This is a genomic window from Providencia sp. PROV188 (genome assembly GCF_027595165.1).
GTDB lineage: Bacteria > Pseudomonadota > Gammaproteobacteria > Enterobacterales > Enterobacteriaceae > Providencia > Providencia lanzhouensis.
In genome coordinates this window covers 2,900,735-2,923,099 of the sequence record NZ_CP097291.1, presented here as the reverse complement: position 1 = coordinate 2,923,099, position 22,365 = coordinate 2,900,735, and the positions used below count along the sequence as shown (strand labels likewise).

Below are 22,365 nucleotides of genomic sequence, written 5' to 3'. Positions count from 1 at the left end.
ATTGCTTCCGAGCTATGGAGTAAACATGGATGCTTCTGAATCTTTGACACCAGCAGTTCCTCCAACCCCTTCTAATAAGCGTGGTTGGATAATTTTAGCTGTTGATGTTGTATTACTGATTTTACTGTTGAAATATTTGCCTTTTGATGACAAAGCAAACGCTGGGCTGGCCTTAATGGTTTTTGTCGGTGTGCTTTGGCTGACAGAGGCTATTCACGTGACCATTACCGCACTTTGTATCCCATTATTGGCAGTAGGTCTCGGATTAATGGGAACAGGGGATGCTTTAAAAGCATTCGCAAACCCAATTATCTTCTTATTCTTTGGTGGATTTGCACTAGCAACTGCATTGCATATTCAAGGTCTTGACCGCCTGATTGCTAACCGCCTGCTGATGGCAGCACGTGGACGCTTATCTGTTGCAGTGATTTTGCTGTTCGGGGTGACCGCAGGGTTATCGATGTGGATCAGTAATACGGCAACTGCCGCAATGATGTTACCACTGGTTTTAGGTATTCTTTCTAACCTTGATGTTCGCCATGAGCGCAATACGTTTGTATTCGTATTATTGGGTGTGGCTTATAGTGCCAGTATTGGTGGCTTAGGAACCATCGTAGGTAGCCCACCGAACGCAATTGCAGCTTCTGCTCTTGGCTTAGATTTCCTATCATGGATGAAATACGGTATTCCAATCATGGTAGTTTTACTGCCAATGATGTTTGTTTTGATGTATATGATGCTGCGTCCAAACTTAAAACACCGTTTTGAAATTGAATTAGAAAAAGTTGAATGGAATGGCAAGCGTATTACTGCGATGAGTATCTTCTTATTGGCAGTTGTTTGCTGGATCACTAGTACATTTATTAGTGATGCTCTTGGTGGTGTGAAAGATTTAGATACCATCATTGCATTGAGCGCGGCAGTATTAATCGGTATTACGGGGGTGGCGAGTTGGTCACAAATCCAGAAAAATACCGAGTGGGGCGTATTGATGCTGTTTGGTGGTGGCTTGACACTGAGCGCGATTTTAAGCTCATCTGGTGCAAGTAAAATCATGGCAGATTGGATGCAAATGACATTTGGTGAAAGTCATTGGTTTGTAATCATTCTTGCGGTGACGACTTTTATTATCATCCTGACGGAATTTACCAGTAATACAGCCAGTGCGGCGCTGTTGGTTCCAATCTTTGCAACGGTTGCGGAAGCATTAGGTATGCCTGTTATGGCGTTAACCATGATTATCGGTATCGGTGCATCTTGTGCCTTTATGTTACCTGTCGCGACACCACCGAATGCGATTGTATTTGGTTCGGGTTATATTCGACAAATTGAAATGGTACGTGTAGGTGCTGTATTGAACGTGGCATGTATCATTGTCATCTCTTTATTTGCTTGGTTCTTCTGGCTGTAATAGCCCCCGGAAAATTCAACAAAATAGACGTTGTTAATAAAGCGCAATACCGTAAATAGCAACGTAATAATAGTACGGCCTCAGAGAATGAGGCCGTTTTTATTTTCTGATGCTGTTGATATGACATGCATCTATTGATTCTTCCCTAGCTGAAAGTCTCCTGTTCTGAATATTGAAATCTCACTATTTCCACGTAGTAAGGAATTTCTAGTTTGAGTGAATCCTTTAATATCAATTATATTTTGCGGGCAAAGAAGACATGCTTTGCATAATGTTTGATGGCTTTCAAGAGGGCGGATATTACCGAAAATCGTGACGTCCTTGTCTGTCACAAGATGGTGTGCTTGTTGATGAAAAGTCTCGATTTTCATATAACGAGCTGCACTCAAAATACCGTCATGAAGGGGAGTGAATAGAGTGTTTGATGGATTGAAGTTGTGTTGTTTCGAAGAAGTGATAAAAGGGGTGTTTTGATGACTGAAGCGATTAGCAAACAAGACAGGTTTTGCTAATTGAAAAGATGAGGATAATGAAGATTGGCTAGATGAACTTGAATTAACTAGCTTTATGACTCGTTGTTTTGGAAAGTGGTTCTCCATTTTGGGTATTTTCGCCCACATCATCTTGGCGATTTGAATGGTCAAACTCCGCTGACCATGATTCTCATTACTCAAGAAAAAATTATGCTCAATGACTATTGTTGAAAGAATGTTCCAACTGAGCAGAAAGGGGTTCGTTAGCATTATTGTGTGAATCATCTGTTATAAGTTCCTTGCTATTAAATGTCCTTAACGCAGATGACTATAACGCTAATTTTCTATTCTGACGTTATCAAAAAATAAGAGAGAGCTATTAAAAACACCAATGCTATTTAATACCTCTATTTTTAATGAAAATGAATTGGTATGGTTTTATATTTGATCTTAAATTTAATTTCACAGATGGATTTTGTTATTTATTTAAAACTATTGTGCAATAATTAAAATTAGAATAATTTTTTAATTATTACATTTTTTATTAAATAAATGGAGTTATAGAAATGAAAATTGATTTTCATTGTTCATCTGCTTTTTATTCTAAAAAAAATAACATTAACCCTAGAATCATATCTCAGGCATTACGTGATTTGGCGTTACGATCACCTTTTTGGTGGAATAGATCAGCTCAAGAAACTTCTGCAAGTCAAGATATTAAGCTATTTAAGGAGAATGCGATATCGTTCTCTAATACCAATACAATTAGTGCTGATAGCATGACAAGAGCAGGGAAACTCCCCTCACAAGGTTTTGTGAAATTGACTCAGAAATCACCAAATACTTACACCATTGAACCCATCTCCAGTGCTTCAAATCTTAGCCCAGAGCTAATCGTTAATGCTTACTTTTTAGGGTATAACGGCGCTAATCAATCAAGTACAAAACCGGCTTATGTTGATATACCTATACAGGCAGCGGAAGAAAGCTTTCTCTTTACTGGGTCTTTAACGGGATGCTCAGTTATCGTTACAAAACATAATGATACGACGTATCGTGTGTACCATGATGGAAGAGTTAATAGCTCGATATTATATGACAATGTGGTCATGGCATTTGATTTTATTGATTACCAAGTTGCCGGGACAGATGAAGGTTTGGCAATGGTTTATATGCGGTTTAATGAAGGTCAATGGGAGTTAATTTTACAGCGTCAGCAATATGAGATTATTAATGGCATTCCCACACCACAACGACGAACACAAGGTGAAACAATAAGTCAGTTATATCCAGATGAAGAATTATCTCAATCAAATCTAGAGAAATTTAATCGATACCGTAGTGATACTCACCAAGAATTAGTGAATCTTGCTCGGGATTTTAATATTGATACGGGGCATATTGAAGATGGTGTTTATGAGGGCGGTGACTTTTCATCACAACATCCTGCGATTCTTCCTTGGGTAAATCTTCGAAATGAAATAAAAAAACATCTCAATATTGAGAGAGAAAAAATAGATGTAAAAATAGAGGATGCAAAAAAGGAACTTAGTAGCTTACAAAATAAAAGAATCGAGTTAAATCAAACAGAAATCACACATGAAGATAAAGTTAGAATAGATGAATTAAATAAAATCATTGAATTTAATCAGAGGTTGAAAGAATATTATAAGCAAAAGTATAACTCTATTCTATCTGAAAGTTTATCTGTAGAACGTAGTTGGCTATGGTTGCAAATAAAAAACAATCATGGTGAAGATACTGTGATTAACGTAAATCAAGCGACTATTAAATCAGATGTTCAATCTGAAAACACCAGAGATAGAAAAAAATATAATGTCCTGTTAAGTAATGATATATGGAAAAATAATAGTGATTTTAATAATGGGATTCAACAATATGAAAAAGAAAGTATCCGCGGTTTCGATGATAAAATGTCTTCATCAGAAATGCGAGAGCTTTATATTAAGGGTGGGTTAAATGCTAATGAGCGTGGTGCTCTATCTCAATATATTAAAATAAAGGAAGAGTCTGAATACATAGAAAATGTTTTAAATTTCACATTAAAAACAAATACCCTATTTCAGGATGGAGGAAGCATTTATCAGCGCCTTGCTCCTCAAGATTTCTATTTACAATTAATGGGGGATGATGAAGGAGGGCGCTGCTATCCTCTCGTTAGATCCATGTCTGTTGCATTAGCGCTACATGATGGTACTTATGGTTCTGATGAACTTTTCAATAAGCTATTTACTGCAGCTGCATCACCGGAAGATAGAAACTCAGTTTTATTGAGATCATCACTGCAAAACTTACATTTTAATACGCAAGCTGTAGGAGCGTCCTCTTCAATTGGTCTACTTAATTTAAAGGAGATAAAAAAACTATTCATTGAATCTAATGGGACTCAGATGTATGCCTTAAATACCCGAAGCCATTCAATGCTAATAGGGAAAAAAAATTATAATGGTAAAACTCATTACTATTTTTATGATCCAAATTTTGGTCTTTACGTTTTTGATAACCCTAAAAAATTATTTAATTCATTAAATAACTTTTTGATCAAAGAAAAAATGGTATATCAATACGATGTGTTAATGGAAGAGTCTGTGCCTGTTTTTGATCTCGTATCGATTGATGTAGAGCAAATGGCAAACGTAGATGTTGGCTCAGGGTTAAAAGTCGAAGATTTAGTGTCTTCCTCTGAGTTATCTGAGGTTATTCCGAGGCGCCAAGAAACAATAAACTTTATTGAAAATCAAAGGTTATTGGCAAAAGATAGGCAAATAAAATCGTCTTTGAGTATTTTAAAAGCGGAGCAATGGGGAGGCCGCTTAGAATCATCACTTGATAAAATCACGCAAGAGCATCAATTAGATGAACACTGGCTACCTGTTTTTGCTAGCACGGATAAATTAGAGGATGGGCGGTATCAAATTCAGTTTGTTCATAAAGACAACGAAGAATCTTCCCGTTGGATTGAAACCTATGACAAAACGTTTTTTGAATTTAAACAATATTCTTATGAATCAATGCGTTATTTTAGTGATCATTACACATTTAATGATTTAGAGTTACAACATGAAGAGTGTCTTTCTGGTACTGAACATGTGGATGGGCTTAATTCAGCCATTGGTATTAAGGCATTGATTGAATGGTCAGCAAATCGCAATCGTCAGTCGGTTGCTTCGGGTAATCCTTCTAACTTAGAAAGTGCTTTGAAAATCCATGCATATGTGAGTTATACAATGATGGCTCATGGGGCGCTAAATGATGTATCACGGGTTGTGCGTTTAGCGGGGGCACTTTGGAAAGAGGGGGCTGAGGTTGTAAAAACAGAAATGAATAGCTTTTCATCATCAATTTTACGAACAGCAAATGAAGGGGTTGGTACGGTTTTTCAAGGGGTAATGGTCGGGTTTGATATTTATGAACTTGCAAATGCAGAAAATGAACCTCAGAAAACTATTATTGGGACTCAGTTGGCATTTGATTCTGCAGCGCTGGCGACAAGCGTTATGGGGTATGGGGCTTCGCTATTGGGAGCTGAAACTGCTGCTGGTGTCGCTATGCCATTAGCTGTGCCTTTAACGGGTCTTGGAATTGGTATCACTGAATTAGTCAAAATTAATGAGCGTCATGCACAAGAAACGCTAGAAGTTGGGATTATTTTTGCTCAATATAAAGATCACTATCAGAATGCAGCTATTAGTTATGATGAGGAGAAAAAATTATTAATTCCAACAGAAGGCATTGTTATTAAGGAAATTAACTTTCTTGATGGGAGCTTTACGCTAGGTAGTCACTATATTTATCGAGGTGAAAAAAGAACATGGATTTTTGGACATAGTGTTTTACACGATTTTCAATCACGTCCACGAGCTGATATCAATAAAGATGAAGCGATCAATATTAGAGAAGCAGTTGGTGTTTCGCAAAATGAGGTGGAATTTAATCCCTTTCAATCGAATATTCTGGTATTACCTGTAATACCAGAATGCTATTTAAGTTACAAGTATTCCTCTTTTTTGGGTGTTACAAGTCGTAACGACTATGGTTTTTCGGTTCTTAGAAAAATAGAGGAGGATTATCAGTTTTATTTTGACTATTTTTATTGTGCTCTAGAATCTGCTATATCAGAATTAAGACCTGAGTATGTTTTCACGCCTATTTCAGTTTTTTTAGATTCTAAAAATAAACATTTAATTGTTCCTATGCTTCCAGAATCTTGGCATGGCTATATAGAGCATGCAATTACAGGGAGCGGAGGGGAATATCAGATTACAATAAATCAAGGCGCTTCTTTAAGACTGAAACAATCTCCTCTTACGACTAGCCAGTCTACGTGGATTATTGATACTAGTTATATTGATGGTAATAAAGATCTGCCAATTAAAATTAATGATAATGATATTAAAATTGGCAATACAGTTATTTATATTGATGGTACGGCTAAGTCCAATAAATTTCAGATTATAAATAGTCAGCATGAGATCAGAGAAGTTGATTTTAATAATAAAACTATAGATATCGTTCGTCTGAATGGTAAGCTGTGGGATTCGGAAAAAAGCAGCATTAAATCCTATCTTGATGATTTAGATAATAAAAATAAGTTACATAAACAATATGTCATTATCGATAATTATCAAGTTAACGGAATGAATGTTGGCAGGGCATTTTATGATGTCGCTAACCAGCGCATGCTACATACCAACTCATCTAATAAAGAAAACCAATCTGCAATGTTGATTACGATTATTGATGACATGGCATATTTTTATTCTAAAGCTGAGAATATAATCTGGTCAACTAACGCTAATAATGGCGAGTTATATGGGAGATTTGATTTTTTTGATATTTTAGGTAATAACTCAAGCGTTGAAAATATATCGATAAAAAACAATGTGATTATTGTTGAGTTAAAAAATAGAAATAGACGTAGTGAAGTGAATGTCGTTTATTATTTAGTGGATAATAAATTGAAATTGGCGAATATTTCAAATGACTTTATTTTAATGGAAAAATTAGCCAAAATAAATCCAGTAATGTCACCACAGCAGAAAAAATATTTTTTAAATCATGATTATTTAGTTAATGATAACTATATTAGAGCGAGTAAGGAGGATAAAAATGCATCACAAATAACATCATTAATAACAGCCCCTTCGCCAAACCTCGCTCCAACTGTGATGATAAAAAATACAAACTATTTAGGTTTCCAGTCTGTTTATTGGCTACGTACTCGTGACGGCGTATTAATAAAACCTAATTTAGCCAGACCAGATGATCATGATCAAAAGGAAATTGATAACATATCTCAAACAATGCACTGGTTTTCTACTAACCCTGACGAATTAGCTTATATGAATCGTAGGCTTGCAAATGGTGAACCTTTCAAGGATGTATTAGATCCTACTTATGCTGGTTTTACAAACAAATGGATATTGTTAGGTGTTGAAGAGCGATTTAGGGTGGCAAATACAGAGCCTACATTAATAAAAATAGTGGGGGCATGCTTTGAAAAATTTGATCCGCTCACGGATACTTGGAACTGGAAACCGCCAACCGATCTCACATTGGTAGGTAGTCTATTTGATGATAATGGAGGCGAGGTCTTTTTCTTTTATAGCAAAGAGTCAGATACAATTTTTCGTCAAGAAGGGCTAGGGCAAAAGGATATTGATCTTAAGAATCCAACCGCTAAGCGATTAAGCTTTAATGAAATAGAAACAGTTTTTGATTGGCATGGTAATTTATTAATTATCCAAAAAAGCGGAGTGGTGAAACAACTTAATGTTAATGGTAGTGCAGATACTGTTGCAATAAATAAAAACTGGTTTGAAAATGAATCCTTTAATTGGGAAAATTTAAGCGGTTTTATTAATGAGCCTCATCCAATCACACTGTTTGGTTTAAAAGTAAAAGATGGAAAACAATCTTTATCAGCGTGGTATTTCAAAGGCAAAGTGATTATTAGTGAGTCTTTACCATCTGAAAATACATTACAGTTTTTGGGTTTTGACTTACATAATGACAGTGGAATTATTTTTGATACACAAGCCAAAAAATTATATCAACAAAAGGCAATCTCTAGTGTGCTGCTAGCGACTATGTTTGATGATGATAAATCTTTAAAGCCTTCGGAACATTTACCAGAATATATTGAATTATATCCAGATGTCTCTCTTGAACATGTTCAGAAAATAAATGGGGGGTTAATGTTATCTTCTCGAGAACGCCAAATTATTTTTCATCCATTATCAAAAAGTGAACCATTAGGCTCATCCTTTATTATTAAAGGAACAAATAATGATGATGTTCTTGCACCAAGACAGTTAAATACGGTTAAGACATTAATATTGAGTGGTGGGGAAGGTAAAGATATTTATCACTTGAAAATAGAAGATTGGCAAAACCATGAGACTATTGTTATTGATAATCAATCACAAGATAAGCAAATGGATTATCTTGCTATACCAATCAATGCGAAGAACAATGCAATTTTTGTTAATCGACTGAATAATGATTTAATTTTTACGGACTCCATTAATCAGACTTCACTAATTTTGCATAATATTTATGGAGATAATTCATCAAATAGCCGACATTTAATGATTCATTTTAATGATGGCATTTTAAATATCAGTGAACTTGCAGAAGCGGTTACCGATTATCGTGGTGCCATGTATTTATTAAGCTATTTTGAAGAGAAGCCAAGATGTAATGAAGAGCTGGCTTTTTTAGCTGAAAGTTGTAGCCAAATAACATTAAACAAAGATTTTAGTTATTTACAATATGATAATGTACAGATGAATACGCGAGGCCCAGAGATTTCTTCTATAGATATGATTCAATATAAAACACACTAAATGCTATTGATGGCAGTCATATAAATAAAAAGCCCCCAATTAAGGGGGCTTTTTTAACGCACTAGCGATTAATGAGCTGCTGGTGGCTGATTGTTATCAACGTGTTCTGGTGCCTTTGCAAAGCGGCGACGGATCACCACAAAGAATACCGGAACGAAGAAGATAGCCAATGATGTTGCTGCGAACATACCACCTAGTACGCCTGTACCGACGGAGTTCTGTGCTGCAGAACCTGCACCATTACTGAATACCAGAGGGATAACACCCAGCATAAATGCCAGTGATGTCATCAGGATTGGTCTTAGACGCATTTTAACTGCATCTAATGTTGCTTCAATCAATCCTTTACCTTCTTTCTCCATCAAGTCTTTGGCGAATTCAACAATCAAGATTGCGTTCTTCGCCGATAACCCAATGGTGGTTAACAGACCTACTTTGAAGTAAACGTCGTTATCTAAGCCTCGGACTGAGGTGAAGAGTAACGCACCGATAACCCCAAGTGGAACCACTAACATAACCGAGAACGGTACAGACCAGCTTTCATACAGTGCAGCTAGACACAGGAATACAACAATCAGGGAAATCGCATACAGGGCAGGTGCCTGGTTACCAGACAAACGCTCTTGATACGACATACCTGTCCACTCATAACCGATACCCGCAGGTAGGTTTTCGGTGGTCAGTTTTTCCATCATCAACATTGCAGCACCGGTACTTTGACCTTCTGTTGCTTGACCTTGAATGTTCATCGCTGGAACACCGTTATAACGTTCTAAACGTGGTGAACCGTATTTCCAAGGATCTTTAGATGTATCTAAGAATGCCGAGAATGGCACCATTTTTCCTTGGTTATTACGAACATACAGGTTGCTGATATCTGACGGCAACATACGGCTTTCCGCGTCACCTTGTACGTAAACTTTCTTCACACGACCACGGTCGATAAAGTCATTGACGTACGATCCACCAAACACGGAGCTGAGAGTTGCGTTGATATCGCTGATCGCAACGCCTTGCGCCTGTGCTTTTTGCTGGTCAATGTAGATTCGATACTGTGAGGTATCATCTTGACCATTCGGGCGTACGCCTTGCAAAATTTCAGGGTGCTGAGCGGCTAGTCCAAGTAACTGATTACGTGCTTCCATCAGTTTTTCATGACCTAAACCTGCTTTATCTACCAACTCAAAGTCAAAACCGTTTGATGTTCCTAATTCGACGATTGCTGGTAAGTTAAAGGCATAAATGAAGGCGCCTTGTTTTTTGGATAGTGCTGCGTTTGCACGTGCAACAATCGCATCCACATGGTTTTCGTCACCTTTACGCTCATCCCAGTTTTTCAGAACGACGAACGCAAGACCCATGTTTTGCCCTGCACCTGCAAAGCTAAAGCCACCAACAGTAAATACAGACTCAACGTTTTTACCTTCATCTACTCTGAAGTAATTACTCACTTCATCCAAGATGACCTCGGTTTGCTCTTGAGTTGATCCTGGTGGTAACTGCACCATGGATAAGAACACCCCTTGGTCTTCTGCTGGTAAGAATGATGATGGTAGACGAACGAACATAAATGCCATACCCACTACCAGTAAAACGTAGATCACAAGGTAACGACCTGTACCATTCAACATACGGCTTACGCTGTCTGTGTAATGGTGAGCTTGCTTTTCAAATACGCGGTTAAACCATCCAAAGAACCCTTTTGTGGAACCATGGCTGCCTTTTTCAATTGGCTTCAACATGGTTGCACACAGTGCAGGGGTCAGGATCATCGCAACTAATACTGATAGCAGCATCGATGAAACGATGGTGATAGAGAACTGACGGTAAATTGCCCCTGTAGACCCGCCGAAGAAGGCCATTGGGATAAATACCGCAGACAGCACCATTGCAATACCGACCAGAGCACCTTGAATTTGCCCCATGGATTTTTTGGTCGCCTCTTTTGGTGGCAGACCTTCTTCTTGCATTACACGCTCAACGTTTTCAACCACAACGATGGCGTCATCCACGAGAAGACCGATGGCAAGTACCATCGCGAACATGGTTAAGGTGTTTATCGAGTAGCCAAAGGCTGACAAGATAGCAAAGGTACCTAACAGCACCACTGGTACCGCGATTGTTGGGATCAATGTTGCACGGATGTTCTGCAAGAACAGATACATAACCACAACAACCAACATAATTGCTTCGACCAGCGTTTTAACTACTTCGTTAATTGAAATCTTAACGAATGGCGTTGTATCGTACGGGTAAACAACTTCTAGTCCTTCAGGGAAGAACGGTTCCATATCAGCTAATGCTGCACGGACGTTATTTGCCGTATCCAGTGCGTTTGCGCCCGTTGCGAGTTTAATACCAATACCCGCAGCTGGCATGCCGTTAAAACGAGCAATTGTACTGTAGTTTTCCGCACCTAATTGAACAGTAGCGACATCTTTCAAACGAACTTGAGAACCATCTTGGTTCACGCGTAATAAGATGTTAGAAAACTCTTCAACGTTGCTTAAGCGAGTTTGAGCAATAATTGATACGTTCAAACGCTGGCCGCCAACAGGAGGAGTTCCCCCTAATTGACCGGCTGCAACTTGGTTGTTCTGTACACGAATCGCATTAATGACATCCGAAGTTGCCATGTTGTACTTAACAAGTTGCTCTGGTTTTAACCAAATACGCATTGCATATTGGGTACCAAACAGCTGGGTTTCACCAACACCATTAACACGACTAAGAGGGTCTTTAATATTCGAACCTACGTAGTCGGCAATGTCGTATTGACCCATTGAACCGTCTTTAGAAATAAAGCCTGCAACCATTAAGAATGAGCTGGTTGACTTATCCACACTAATACCTTGTTGCTGTACTTCTTGAGGTAAAAGTGGCATAGCCAATTGCAGCTTATTCTGTACCTGTACTTGGGCGATATCGCCATCAGTACCCGCTTCAAAAGTCAGCGTAATACTTGCTGAACCTGATGAATCACTGGTTGATGACATATACACCAAGTTATCGATACCGTTCATATTCTGTTCGATAACTTGGGTCACCGTATTTTGTACCGTTGACGCATCCGCCCCTGGGTAGTTAGCTGAAATGGAAACAGCCGGCGGTGCAATCGTCGGATACTGAGCGACAGGTAACTTGATAATTGCCAGCAGACCCGCAAGCATGGTGATAATCGCAATTACCCACGCAAAAATTGGTCTATCTATAAAAAACTTAGGCATTAATCAATCGCTCCCTTATTTAGACGCGGTTTCAGGTTTTGCCTGAGTGTCTACAATGGATTGGGTTTCTAAGTTTGCTTGCTTCGGCACAACAACCATACCTGGTTTGATTTTCTGTAAGCCAATCACAATGACACGGTCGCCATCTTTCATGCCTTCAGTTACTAACCAGTTGTTGCCAATCGCTTGTGCGACTTGTACTTTGCGTACTTCAACTTTGTTTTCAGCGCCAACAACCATCACTTGCGCATCACCTTGCGGAGTACGTGCAACACCTTGTTGTGGGACTAAAATCGCGTTTTCTTTCACACCATCTTCTAAAATAGCGCGAACAAACATACCCGGCATCAGCTCTTTGTTCGGGTTAGGGAATACTGCACGCATCGTGATGGAACCTGTGGTTTCATCGACAGTAACGTCAGAAAACTCTAATTGCCCTTTCTGCGCGTATTCTTGCCCGCCATTAATGACTAAGCTAACAGGCGCTTTACCCGGTTCTTTTTGCAGAGCACCATTTTCGATTTCAGCTTTTAAACGTAAGAAATCTTCGCTCGACTGAGTGACATCCACGTAGATAGGATCTAACTGTTGAACGCGCATCAGTTCAGTTGCTTGACCAGCTGAAACTAAAGCACCTTCAGTCACGTTGGATTTACCAGTACGTCCACTGATAGGGGCAGTGACTTTGGTGTAATTCAAATTAATACGTGCTGTTTCAACTGCCGCTTCAGCCGCTTTTACTGCAGCCAGTGATTGAGCATACGTTGAGTTCGCTTGATCGTATTCTTGTCGGCTAATGTAATTCGTGCCAAGCAGTGGCTTATAACGTTTAACAGTTAATGCGGCGAGATTAGCATTTGCTTGCGCTTTGGCTAATTCTGCTTTAGCACTATTGTAGGTTGCTTGGAAAGGTGCCGGGTCGATTTGATATAACGATACGCCAGCCTCAACATCGCTACCTTCTTTGTAGTTACGTTTTAGGATGATGCCACTTACTTGTGGGCGAACCTCTGCAATACGAAATGCAGATGTACGGCCTGGGAGTTCGGTCTTAATGGTCAGAGGTTCAGCTTTCAGCGTAACAATTCCTACATCAGGCGCCGGGCGTTCACCGCCACCTTTCTGTTCTTCGTTACAACCAGATAACGCTAAGCCGCCTGAAAGGACCAACAGAGCCAGAGGTAACACCCCTCTGTTTTTTCGCATAAGTTAACCTCAATTAATCGATATGAGTTCAAAACAAAATTAAGAAAAAAAGCAAATTATATGATTTATCACTATGCTATAGTACAAACATACACTAATGTATGTAAATCAGCTTTCGATAAAAACGAGCGTCAATGGCACGAAAAACTAAACAACAGGCTGAAGAAACCCGTCAGGAAATATTAGATGCAGCCATCAAAACATTTTCTGAACGAGGAGTAACAGCCACATCATTAGCCGATATAGCCAAAGCTGCGGGCGTTACCCGTGGAGCTATATATTGGCATTTTAAAAATAAGGTGGATCTGTTCCATCAAGCCTGCGAATTTAGCGATAATCAAATTACTCAAGCTGAGGATTATTATCGTTCGAAATATACCAATGATCCACTTTTAATACTAAGAGAATTGCTAATATATATTCTTACCGATTTTATTAGTACTCCTAAAAACCGCGCGTTAATGGAAATCTTTTTCTTAAAATGTGAGCTCGTCGGAGAAATGGCTTCTGTCGTTGATTTTAAACGTGAAAATTATCTGGCAAGCGAACAGCGGATTATTAAGAATTTACGTGACTGTGTGGATGCAGGGCAACTTCCTGCCGATTTAGATTTAGCGTGTAGTGCGGTTATGATCCGCGCACTGATGTCTGGCTTACTTGAAAACTGGTTATTACAGCCAGAGCGTTTTATTATAGACGCACATACAACGACGTTAGTTGATACTCTATTAGAAACGCTCAAAAATAGCGTTTCGCTGCGAGTCAAACCGACGCCAAACGAATAATCGGAGAAAACCATGTCATCCATTTTGATCATTGCGAATGGCGCACCTTACGGAAGTGAAATGTTGTTTAACTCTCTGCGCTTAGCTATCACAATAAAAGAGCAATACCCTCAAACCGACCTGAAAATTTTCCTAATGTCCGATGCCGTCACTGCAGGGATCACTGCACAAAAACCGAAAGAAGGGTATAACCTTCAGCAAATGTTAGAGATTTTAACCGCGCAAAACGTACCTGTTAAATTATGCAAGACCTGTACTGATGCTCGTGGTATCAGTGAGCTGCCATTAATTGATGGCGTCGAAATCGGTACACTGGTTGATTTAGCTGCGTGGACATTAGACGCCGAAAAAGTTCTCACCTTTTAATTTTATCGCTATTGATTAAAAAAGCTTTTTGAGAATTGAGCTGCGGTTTGCCAGAATTGCAGCTCAAATAGCAAGTTAGAACTAATTGGTATTAGCGCTAAACAATTTAAGTGCTAAATAATAGTAGGATGACAACGAGATATCATGGGCTCACTGATGCAATATAGAAAAGTGTGGTTATATTCAATCAGAATATTTTTGGCATTTGCCATCACTTTTTTCTCTTTTCAAATTTCCGCTGCAACAATTAATAACCTTCCCAGCAAAAACGAGATAAAAACAGAGCTCAATTCGCTAAATAAAAAAAACAATGCGGGGCAAGAAGATAAATTCACTATTGCCGATTTGGAAAAGTCATTAAATTATTATGATGAGCTGGAAAAACTCGATCAGCGTTCAGACGAACTGCAAAAAAAATTAAGTCACTCCGGTGAAGAGTCAAAAAAAGCGGTTCAAGGTTTATTGCAAATAAAAAATCAGAATGAAAATCCTGATATTAACTTTCAGCATCAAATTGAAAATAGCAGCCTGCAACAATTAGAGTCCATGTTGGCAACCCATTTGGATAACCTGCAAGCGGAGCAAAATGATCTCGCCACGTACAACAGCCAACTGATCGGTTTGCAAACTCAACCTGAGCGCGCCCAAGCTATCATGTTGGATAATGCGAGAAGGCTGCAAGAGATCCGCAATGAGCTTAACAGCACATTGACTGACTCCAACAAGCTTCGTCCCTCACAAGTGAATATGCTGCAACTGGAGCAATACCTTCTACAGCAGCAAAACGAATTTCAAAAGCGCGTTCTTCAAGCCAATACGCAACTCCAAGATGTTTTACAGAAACAGCGTGATTACACGGCGGCGTACATTGAGCAACTCGATGCGCGAATTCAGGTGATCCAAGAAGCGATTAGCAAAGAGCGTCTCAGTGATTCCCAATCGACAGTCCGTGAAGCACAAAACACCTCTACGGATGATACCGTACAGCAAAATCCGATTATTCAAAAAGAGGTGGAGATCAATAACAAACTGAGCAACCGCTTGATTGAAGTGACTCAAGACGGCAACAAAATGGTGCAAAATGGCATCCGAGTAAAAACTTGGTTAGAACGTGCCACACAGTCAGAACGAAACTTAAAAGAGCAAATCAACGTATTACGCGGAAGTTTGCTGCTATCGCGAATTCTTTTTCAGCAACAAATTGATTTACCCGCTGATATCTTAACCAAAAACTTACCTGTCACCATCGCCGACCTGCGTTTGGAGCAATTTGATATTAACCAGCAGCGTGATGCGTTATACCAACCTACTGACTACATTAATACTCTGGAGCATGAGCAAGCGGTTAAGGTTGGAGAGCAAGAAAATGCTCGTTTGTTTACCCCAGAAGATAAAGCGGCACTGGTAAAAATCTTGGATGTTCGCCGTGAATTATTGGATGAATTGAATTTACAGCTAGGTGGGCAAATTTCCCAAGCCATTAATTTGCAACTGGATCAAAACCAATTATTGAGTGTGGTCAGCTCGCTTGAGCATACTTTGGCTCAGCAGATTTTCTGGGTAAACAGTAATAAACCGATGGATATCGAGTGGTTAAAAGCGTTTCCAGAAGCGGCCACAAATCAATTAACTCACCTCGATTTTGATTTTTCATTCTCTAGCCTGAAAAAAGGCTTGCTGAGCTCGCTGTGGGTGACGATCCCTTTATTATTGGCGGCACTGATCTTTATCTGGTTGAATCGAAAAATCACCCAACGTCTACATGATATTGACCTGCGTTTATCCAGTCTGCGTAACGACAGCGTATTGAATACACCGTTGGCGCTGTTTCTCACGTTGCTACAAACCATCCCAATCTCATTAGTGGTTATCGCCATTGGTTACTGGTTCTTAAAAACCGGTAACCTGCAAGGGGAGTTTATTTGGTCTTATTTCTTGCAACTCGCTATTTTCTGGGCGCTATTTGAATTAACGTTCAGGGTGTTAAAACCTCAAGGTATTGCAGAGAAACATTTTAATATTGAACATGAAAATGCTCAGCGTATGCGCCGTCGAATGGTGCGTTTATCAGTACCGCTGATCCCGCTTATCTTCTTTTCCACTTATGGAATGATTAACCCGCTGAAGGTGTCTGAGGATGTGATTGGGCAGCTAGTGGTTTCTATCTGTTTATTATTATTGTGTATTTTTACTATCCCGTTCTGTAAACAGGTGTGGAAGGAAACGGGGAGCCACTTAACTCGCTCGATTTTGATTACGTTACTGACATTCTCTCCGCTGATTTTAATCGGCTTGATGATTGCGGGATACTATTACACCACACTCCGTTTAGCCAACCGTTGGTTAGATAGCTTGTACCTGCTGGTGCTTTGGTACATCACATATAATGTTTGTTTACGTGGGTTAAGTTTAGGCGCAAGAAAACTGGCGTATAAGCGTGCGCTTGAGCGCCGAGCGCAGTCAAAACAGCAAGAAGATACTGAAAACGAGCCTATCAAAGAGCCACCAATGACCATTGAGTTGATTAGCCAGCAGTCTCTGCGCTTAACCACAATGGTGCTGTTTATTATTTTTGCGTTTGCGTTTTACGCCATTTGGTCTGATTTTATTACGATTTTCTCCTTCCTCGATAGTGTCCAACTCTGGAGCTATACCGCCACATCAGCGGAAGGGGCGAATATCATGCAGCATGTGACCTTAGCGAACTTGATTTTAGCGGTGGTGATTGTGGTAGTGGCGTGGATCATGACACGCAACCTACCAGGGTTACTGGAAGTGTTGGTATTATCGCGGCTCAAACTGCGCCAAGGTTCCACCTATGCCATCACCACCATGCTGACCTATGTGATTGTCAGTATCGGGGCAATTGCATCCCTTGGGATGATAGGGGTCACGTGGAATCAGTTGCAATGGTTAGCTGCTGCCTTAACCGTTGGTCTCGGTTTTGGTTTACAGGAAATTTTTGCGAACTTCGTTTCGGGGATTATTTTACTGTTCGAAAGACCGATTCGCATTGGGGATACCGTCACCATCGGGACTTACTCGGGAACAATCAGTAAGATCCGTATTCGTGCTACCACGATTGTGGATTTCGATCGCAAAGAGGTGATCATTCCGAACAAAGCATTCGTTACTGAGCGTTTAATCAACTGGTCGCTCTCAGACACGGTCACGCGAATTACGATCTCTTTAGGTGTCGCGTATGGTTCAGATTTGGAAAAAGTGAAGCGCGTATTACTGCAAGCAGCCACCTCTAACAGTAAAGTGATGACGGATCCTGCGCCAGCGGCATATTTCTTAAGTTTTGGTGCCAGCACATTGGATCACGAATTACGTTTTTATGTGCGCCAAATCGGTGAGCGTACTATCACCAGTGATGAAGTGAACCGTGAAATTGACCGGTTATGTCGTGAAAACGATATCAATATCGCCTTCAATCAATTGGAAGTGCATTTGCATAACAATCAAGGGGATGAAGTGCAGGAAGTGACCAAGATTATCAAAGATAAAGATAATGATAAAAATGGCGATTAAAAATAACCTGCGTTAATTATCATTCTGACAGGCTGCTTCGGCGGCCTGTTTGTTGAGATAATCCTGCTTAACCATCTCTAATGCTTTTAGGACTGTGTTGGTATCAACTTCAGCCGATTCTAACAAGTAAATTAAATCTACCGCGAGTTGGGTTTCGAGTGGTGCAGTGTCCAGTGTTTCCATTCGCGATCCTTTAATCAAAAAATTGGTTTTCTTGGTGTTCGATGGCTTTTTCAATACGCATTAATGCTTGTCTACAGCGATATAAACGACCAGCCAACGCGGCGAGTTCTTTTTGGCACTGGTGCTGTAAATGTGAGTCAGTTAAGCCACTTAAATAGAGCTCTTTTTCGCTCACCATTGCTTGTAAACGGCGTTCATAATCTTGATGTTGTGATAAACGTTCATATAAATCAACCTGTTCCTTTTTCGACCGAAAAGAATCTTCTTTTTCCCGTAGCCCTTGTGTAGACAGTTCTCGGGAGATAGCTTGCATTTGATGCACGATTTTTTCGGTTAAAAAATTCACTTGCTGGGCATGGTTAAGGGCAACGCTATTACACAATTGCTGATACAAGGTATTGAGCTCTTTCTGGCAATCCCCTAACTTGGTGGATTTATGGCTAAATAGCTGCATATCAAATCGGGAGTGTGAAAACTCATGGTCTTTGATGGGGGCCACGTGCTCCGCTAATTCATCAATCTGCTTTTTCAATGCCTCTAACAGAGCCTGTGTTTTCATTTTTTATTCTCAATAAATGTGAAAAGTGGCGGAATATTGATATCCAACAATAAAACTTACAGCAAATAGACGGCTTCTTATTGCATTTTGATGGTAGTTTGCATAGATTCTACCCTTTCGTATTTACTATATTGGTTTTTATTATGACCGCTAAAGAGCAACAACTGCAATTGATTAAAGAAAGTATCGCGACTATCCCTAACTATCCAAAAGAGGGGGTGCTGTTTCGCGATATTACCACACTGTTAAATGACCCGGCGGCTTATCAAGCGACAATCGATATGCTGGTTGAGCATTATCAAAACAAAGGTGTGACCAAAATTGTTGGTACTGAAGCCCGTGGTTTCCTATTCGGCGCTCCTGTTGCATTACGCTTAGGCGTAGGTTTTGTGCCTGTGCGTAAAAAAGGCAAATTACCGCGTGAAGTTTTAAGTATGACGTATGATCTGGAATACGGCACCGACACACTGGAAATCCACAAAGACAGCATTACCGCACAAGACAACGTACTGGTGGTAGATGACCTATTAGCAACCGGTGGTACTGTCGAAGCAACCGTGAAAATGATCAAACAGCTAGGCGCAAAAGTGGTGGATGCTGCTTTCGTTATCGGACTGCCAGATTTAGGCGGTGTTGAGCGTTTAGCTAAAGAAGGCGTTACGTCCTACAGTCTTGTTGAGTTCCCAGGCCACTAATCTGCTCCGCACTCTTCTTACTATTTTTACTGCAGTCTCGCCCAATGGGTTGAGGCTGTGGTAGCATGGTACTATTATTATATTTATCAATGTCCCATGTTGAATAACAGTGGAATCCATGAGCTATCAGGTACTTGCCCGTAAGTGGCGCCCCCAAAAATTTTCAGACGTTGTTGGTCAGCAGCATGTGTTGACTGCACTTGCTAATGGGCTTGAGCACCAACGGCTTCATCACGCTTATCTTTTCTCGGGTACCCGCGGTGTCGGGAAAACCACGATCGCCCGTTTGTTTGCCAAAGGGTTAAACTGCGAAACGGGGATCACGGCAACGCCTTGCGGAAAATGCGCCAACTGTTTGGAAATTGAACAGGGGCGATTTGTTGACCTGATTGAGATTGATGCGGCATCACGCACTAAAGTCGAAGATACGCGAGAGTTACTGGATAACGTCCAGTATGCGCCAGCGCGTGGTCGCTTTAAAGTCTACCTAATAGACGAAGTTCACATGTTGTCGCGCCACAGTTTCAATGCGCTGCTTAAAACACTCGAAGAGCCACCGGAACACGTCAAATTTTTACTTGCCACGACCGATCCGCAAAAACTGCCTGTCACGATTTTATCCCGCTGTTTACAGTTCCACCTGAAAGCGCTGGATGTCCCACAAATCAGTGAACAGCTCGAGTTGATCCTGAATGCGGAAAATATTGAGCACGATACTCGTGCTCGTCAGTTGATTGCCCGCGCCGCTGACGGCAGTTTGCGTGATGCGCTGAGCTTGACTGACCAAGCGATAGCTATGGGGCAAGGTAAGGTCACTGCGGATATCGTGAGCCAAATGTTGGGCACGCTTGACGATGAGCAGCCTCTTGCCATTATTGAAGCCCTCGTTCGTGCAGATGGTCTTGGCGTGATGGCTCAAGTGGAGCAAGCCGCTTCCCGTGGCGCTGATTGGGAAAACCTACTGGTTGAAATACTCTCTCAGCTTCATCGTATCGCGATGATCCAGCTGCTGCCCGCGGAACAAGAAACGGATCCTTCCTCTACGGAAGGGCGCCTAAGACAAGTGGCACGATTAATTTCCCCAGCGGATCTTCAACTTTTCTATCAAACCTTGCTGGTGGGGCGCAAAGAACTGACATTCGCGCCTGAAAGACGCATGGGCGTGGAAATGGCATTATTAAGAGCGTTAGCCTTCCATCCAAAGAGCATTATTGAAGAAGTGGAATTGCCGCCGAAATTAGTTTCAAGCGTGCCAGCTCCTGCTTTTCAGCCGGAACCTGCACCATCAACGGTAAGGCGCCCAGCCCCGCAACCGGCGAGCGCAGAGAACTTACCAGAAAATAGCCCAACATTGCAGCTATTGAAAGCCAGACAGGCACTACAAACGCCACAAAGTGAGGATCCGAGTCCAAAAAAGACTCATCCGGTGACGTCCGAAAGGGCTAAGCCGGCGGTTTCAGCACTTGAGCGGCTGGCCGCGGTAACCAGCAAACATCAGCAAAATGTGATGGAAAAAGCGTCACAGAAAACAAAGCCTGCGAAGCCGAAGGCATACCAGTGGAAGCCTCAAAATGGTGAGGTTCTCGACGCAAAAGACGCAGTGACAACGCCTACTGAGATCAAAGAGGCGTTGGAATATGAAAAAACCCCTGAATTAGCAATAAAAATCACCGAAGAAGGGCGTGAACGTGATAGTTGGTCGGGGGAAATCGCGCAATTAAATATTCCGAAGCTAGTTGAACAATTGGCTTTGAATTCATATAAAGAAGAATTGAACGAGTCGCAAATTGTATTGCACTTGCGCTCCGCTCAACGCCATCTTGATAAACCTAGCGCTCTAAAAGCGTTACAAGATGCGTTGAGTGAACATTATGGTCGCCCTGTTGAACTGAAAATCGTTCACGATGATAATACGGCGGTGAAAACGCCGTTGGAATGGCGTCAGGCGATTTATGAAGAGAAACTGGCGCAAGCCCGTCAGTCTATTATTGCGGATAAAACAATTCAAAAATTGCGTGCCATGTTTGATGCGCAGTTGGATGAAGAGAGTATTCGCCCCGTTTAACGCTACAGTTGCGAATCTGTAGCCTCAGTTGTGAGAGAAAACTATGTTTGGTAAAGGTGGATTGGGTAACCTGATGAAACAGGCCCAGCAAATGCAAGATAAAATGCAGAAAGTTCAGGAAGAAATCGCTCAACTCGAAGCTACTGGCGAATCTGGTGCTGGCTTAGTCAAAGTGACCATCAATGGTTCACATAACTGCCGCCGTGTTGAAATCGATCCTAGCCTGTTAGAAGACGACAAAGATATGCTGGAAGACTTGATTGCTGCGGCATTCAACGACGCAGCTCGTCGTATCGAAGAAACGCAAAAAGAAAAAATGGCTAGCGTATCTAGCGGTATGCAACTGCCACCAGGCTTTAAGATGCCATTCTAATGCAAACGAGTCCGCTTCTTGAATCATTGATGGAAGCGCTGCGCTGTCTCCCCGGTGTGGGACCCAAGTCAGCGCAGCGAATGGCTTTCCAACTTCTGCAACGTGACCGTAGTGGCGGAATGCGTTTGGCTCAGTCGCTGACTCGTGCAATGTCCGAAATCGGGCATTGCCGCGACTGCCGCACATTTACTGAGCAAGACACCTGCAATATCTGCGATAACCCGCGTCGTCAGCAAAATGGGCTGATTTGCGTAGTGGAAAGTCCCGCAGATATCTACGCTATCGAGCAAACCGGGCAATTCTCGGGGCGCTATTTCGTACTCATGGGGCATTTGTCGCCATTAGACGGCATTGGACCGATGGATATCGGGCTGGATAGGCTCGAAGAACGACTGGCATCGGAAAACATCACTGAAGTGATTTTGGCGACCAACCCGACAGTAGAAGGGGAGGCGACGGCGAACTATATTGGGCAGATGTGTGCGCAGTATGGGGTGGCGGCGAGCCGGATTGCGCATGGGGTGCCTGTCGGCGGTGAGTTAGAAATGGTCGATAGCACGACGCTTTCTCATTCGTTGTCAGGCCGCTCGAAATTGTAGCATCCTCGTCATATTTCAAA

The 22,365-nt window shown here is 41.2% G+C and carries 14 protein-coding genes; 9 read left to right on the top strand and 5 right to left on the bottom strand.

Going from position 1 to position 22,365, the window contains the following annotated elements:
* Positions 1-25: 25 nt before the first annotated feature.
* Positions 26-1,411: an SLC13 family permease gene (locus tag M5X66_RS13455; RefSeq protein ID WP_036952575.1), complete on the top strand. Its 1,386-nt coding sequence runs from the start codon at positions 26-28 to the stop codon at positions 1,409-1,411.
* A gap of 131 nt (positions 1,412-1,542) precedes the next feature.
* On the opposite strand, the gene M5X66_RS13450 is transcribed toward M5X66_RS13455, so the two are convergent.
* Positions 1,543-2,169 carry a hypothetical protein gene (locus M5X66_RS13450; RefSeq protein WP_036952573.1) on the bottom strand — a complete coding sequence of 209 codons (627 nt, stop codon included), beginning with the start codon at positions 2,167-2,169 and terminating at the stop codon, positions 1,543-1,545.
* A 281-nt stretch (positions 2,170-2,450) separates the two neighbouring features.
* Here M5X66_RS13450 and M5X66_RS13445 point away from each other — a divergent pair, with 281 nt between their 5' ends.
* Complete coding sequence (locus M5X66_RS13445; RefSeq protein ID WP_270103649.1) at positions 2,451-8,753, top strand: TcdA/TcdB pore-forming domain-containing protein; 6,303 nt, start codon at positions 2,451-2,453, stop codon at positions 8,751-8,753.
* 68 nt (positions 8,754-8,821) lie between these two features.
* On the opposite strand, the gene M5X66_RS13440 is transcribed toward M5X66_RS13445, so the two are convergent.
* On the bottom strand, positions 8,822-11,980 hold the full coding sequence (locus M5X66_RS13440; RefSeq protein ID WP_036952571.1) for an efflux RND transporter permease subunit: 3,159 nt from the start codon (positions 11,978-11,980) through the stop codon (positions 8,822-8,824).
* Between the two features lie 15 nt (positions 11,981-11,995).
* Positions 11,996-13,186: an efflux RND transporter periplasmic adaptor subunit gene (locus tag M5X66_RS13435; protein ID WP_036952569.1), complete on the bottom strand. Its 1,191-nt coding sequence runs from the start codon at positions 13,184-13,186 to the stop codon at positions 11,996-11,998.
* A 134-nt stretch (positions 13,187-13,320) separates the two neighbouring features.
* Here M5X66_RS13435 and acrR point away from each other — a divergent pair, with 134 nt between their 5' ends.
* The 3 genes from acrR to mscK all read left to right on the top strand — a co-directional run bounded on the left by acrR (position 13,321) and on the right by mscK (position 17,871).
* Positions 13,321-13,971, top strand: coding sequence for a multidrug efflux transporter transcriptional repressor AcrR (gene acrR, locus M5X66_RS13430; protein WP_036952567.1), 651 nt, complete (start codon positions 13,321-13,323; stop codon positions 13,969-13,971).
* Between the two features lie 12 nt (positions 13,972-13,983).
* Complete coding sequence (locus tag M5X66_RS13425; protein ID WP_270103648.1) at positions 13,984-14,337, top strand: DsrE/DsrF/TusD sulfur relay family protein; 354 nt, start codon at positions 13,984-13,986, stop codon at positions 14,335-14,337.
* Between the two features lie 144 nt (positions 14,338-14,481).
* Positions 14,482-17,871 carry a mechanosensitive channel MscK gene (gene mscK / locus M5X66_RS13420; RefSeq protein ID WP_108478331.1) on the top strand — a complete coding sequence of 1,130 codons (3,390 nt, stop codon included), beginning with the start codon at positions 14,482-14,484 and terminating at the stop codon, positions 17,869-17,871.
* A 12-nt stretch (positions 17,872-17,883) separates the two neighbouring features.
* Here the strand turns inward: mscK and M5X66_RS13415 are convergent, their stop codons facing one another.
* Both M5X66_RS13415 and priC read right to left on the bottom strand, forming a co-directional pair.
* Positions 17,884-18,054, bottom strand: coding sequence for a DUF2496 domain-containing protein (locus M5X66_RS13415; protein ID WP_036952561.1), 171 nt, complete (start codon positions 18,052-18,054; stop codon positions 17,884-17,886).
* A 10-nt stretch (positions 18,055-18,064) separates the two neighbouring features.
* Positions 18,065-18,613 (bottom strand): primosomal replication protein, encoded by a 549-nt coding sequence (priC, locus tag M5X66_RS13410; RefSeq protein WP_270103647.1) that lies wholly within the window; start codon positions 18,611-18,613, stop codon positions 18,065-18,067.
* A 143-nt stretch (positions 18,614-18,756) separates the two neighbouring features.
* Between priC and apt the strand changes: the two genes are divergently transcribed.
* The 4 genes from apt to recR all read left to right on the top strand — a co-directional run bounded on the left by apt (position 18,757) and on the right by recR (position 22,345).
* Positions 18,757-19,308 carry an adenine phosphoribosyltransferase gene (gene apt / locus M5X66_RS13405; RefSeq protein WP_036952557.1) on the top strand — a complete coding sequence of 184 codons (552 nt, stop codon included), beginning with the start codon at positions 18,757-18,759 and terminating at the stop codon, positions 19,306-19,308.
* Positions 19,309-19,426: 118 nt separating this feature from the next.
* Positions 19,427-21,373, top strand: coding sequence for a DNA polymerase III subunit gamma/tau (dnaX, locus tag M5X66_RS13400; RefSeq protein ID WP_270103646.1), 1,947 nt, complete (start codon positions 19,427-19,429; stop codon positions 21,371-21,373).
* 43 nt (positions 21,374-21,416) lie between these two features.
* The gene (locus tag M5X66_RS13395; RefSeq protein ID WP_006659291.1) at positions 21,417-21,746 is read left to right on the top strand and encodes a YbaB/EbfC family nucleoid-associated protein; all 330 of its coding nucleotides are present in this window, start codon (positions 21,417-21,419) and stop codon (positions 21,744-21,746) included.
* Entirely contained in the window at positions 21,746-22,345 is a 600-nt protein-coding gene (gene recR, locus M5X66_RS13390) for a recombination mediator RecR (RefSeq protein WP_036952553.1), read from the top strand. Before M5X66_RS13395 ends, recR begins: the two co-directional genes overlap by 1 nt.
* The last annotated feature ends 20 nt before the right edge of the window (positions 22,346-22,365 follow it).

Coding starts and splice junctions, on each gene's coding strand:
- dnaX (WP_270103646.1), top strand. CDS start 19,427: ATGAGCTATCAGGTACTTGCCCGTAAGTGGCGCCCCCAAAAATTTTCA.
- M5X66_RS13415 (WP_036952561.1), bottom strand. CDS start 18,054: ATGGAAACACTGGACACTGCACCACTCGAAACCCAACTCGCGGTAGAT.
- recR (WP_036952553.1), top strand. CDS start 21,746: ATGCAAACGAGTCCGCTTCTTGAATCATTGATGGAAGCGCTGCGCTGT.
- M5X66_RS13450 (WP_036952573.1), bottom strand. CDS start 2,169: ATGATTCACACAATAATGCTAACGAACCCCTTTCTGCTCAGTTGGAAC.
- M5X66_RS13395 (WP_006659291.1), top strand. CDS start 21,417: ATGTTTGGTAAAGGTGGATTGGGTAACCTGATGAAACAGGCCCAGCAA.
- M5X66_RS13445 (WP_270103649.1), top strand. CDS start 2,451: ATGAAAATTGATTTTCATTGTTCATCTGCTTTTTATTCTAAAAAAAAT.
- M5X66_RS13455 (WP_036952575.1), top strand. CDS start 26: ATGGATGCTTCTGAATCTTTGACACCAGCAGTTCCTCCAACCCCTTCT.
- M5X66_RS13425 (WP_270103648.1), top strand. CDS start 13,984: ATGTCATCCATTTTGATCATTGCGAATGGCGCACCTTACGGAAGTGAA.
- acrR (WP_036952567.1), top strand. CDS start 13,321: ATGGCACGAAAAACTAAACAACAGGCTGAAGAAACCCGTCAGGAAATA.
- M5X66_RS13440 (WP_036952571.1), bottom strand. CDS start 11,980: ATGCCTAAGTTTTTTATAGATAGACCAATTTTTGCGTGGGTAATTGCG.
- apt (WP_036952557.1), top strand. CDS start 18,757: ATGACCGCTAAAGAGCAACAACTGCAATTGATTAAAGAAAGTATCGCG.
- priC (WP_270103647.1), bottom strand. CDS start 18,613: ATGAAAACACAGGCTCTGTTAGAGGCATTGAAAAAGCAGATTGATGAA.
- mscK (WP_108478331.1), top strand. CDS start 14,482: ATGGGCTCACTGATGCAATATAGAAAAGTGTGGTTATATTCAATCAGA.
- M5X66_RS13435 (WP_036952569.1), bottom strand. CDS start 13,186: ATGCGAAAAAACAGAGGGGTGTTACCTCTGGCTCTGTTGGTCCTTTCA.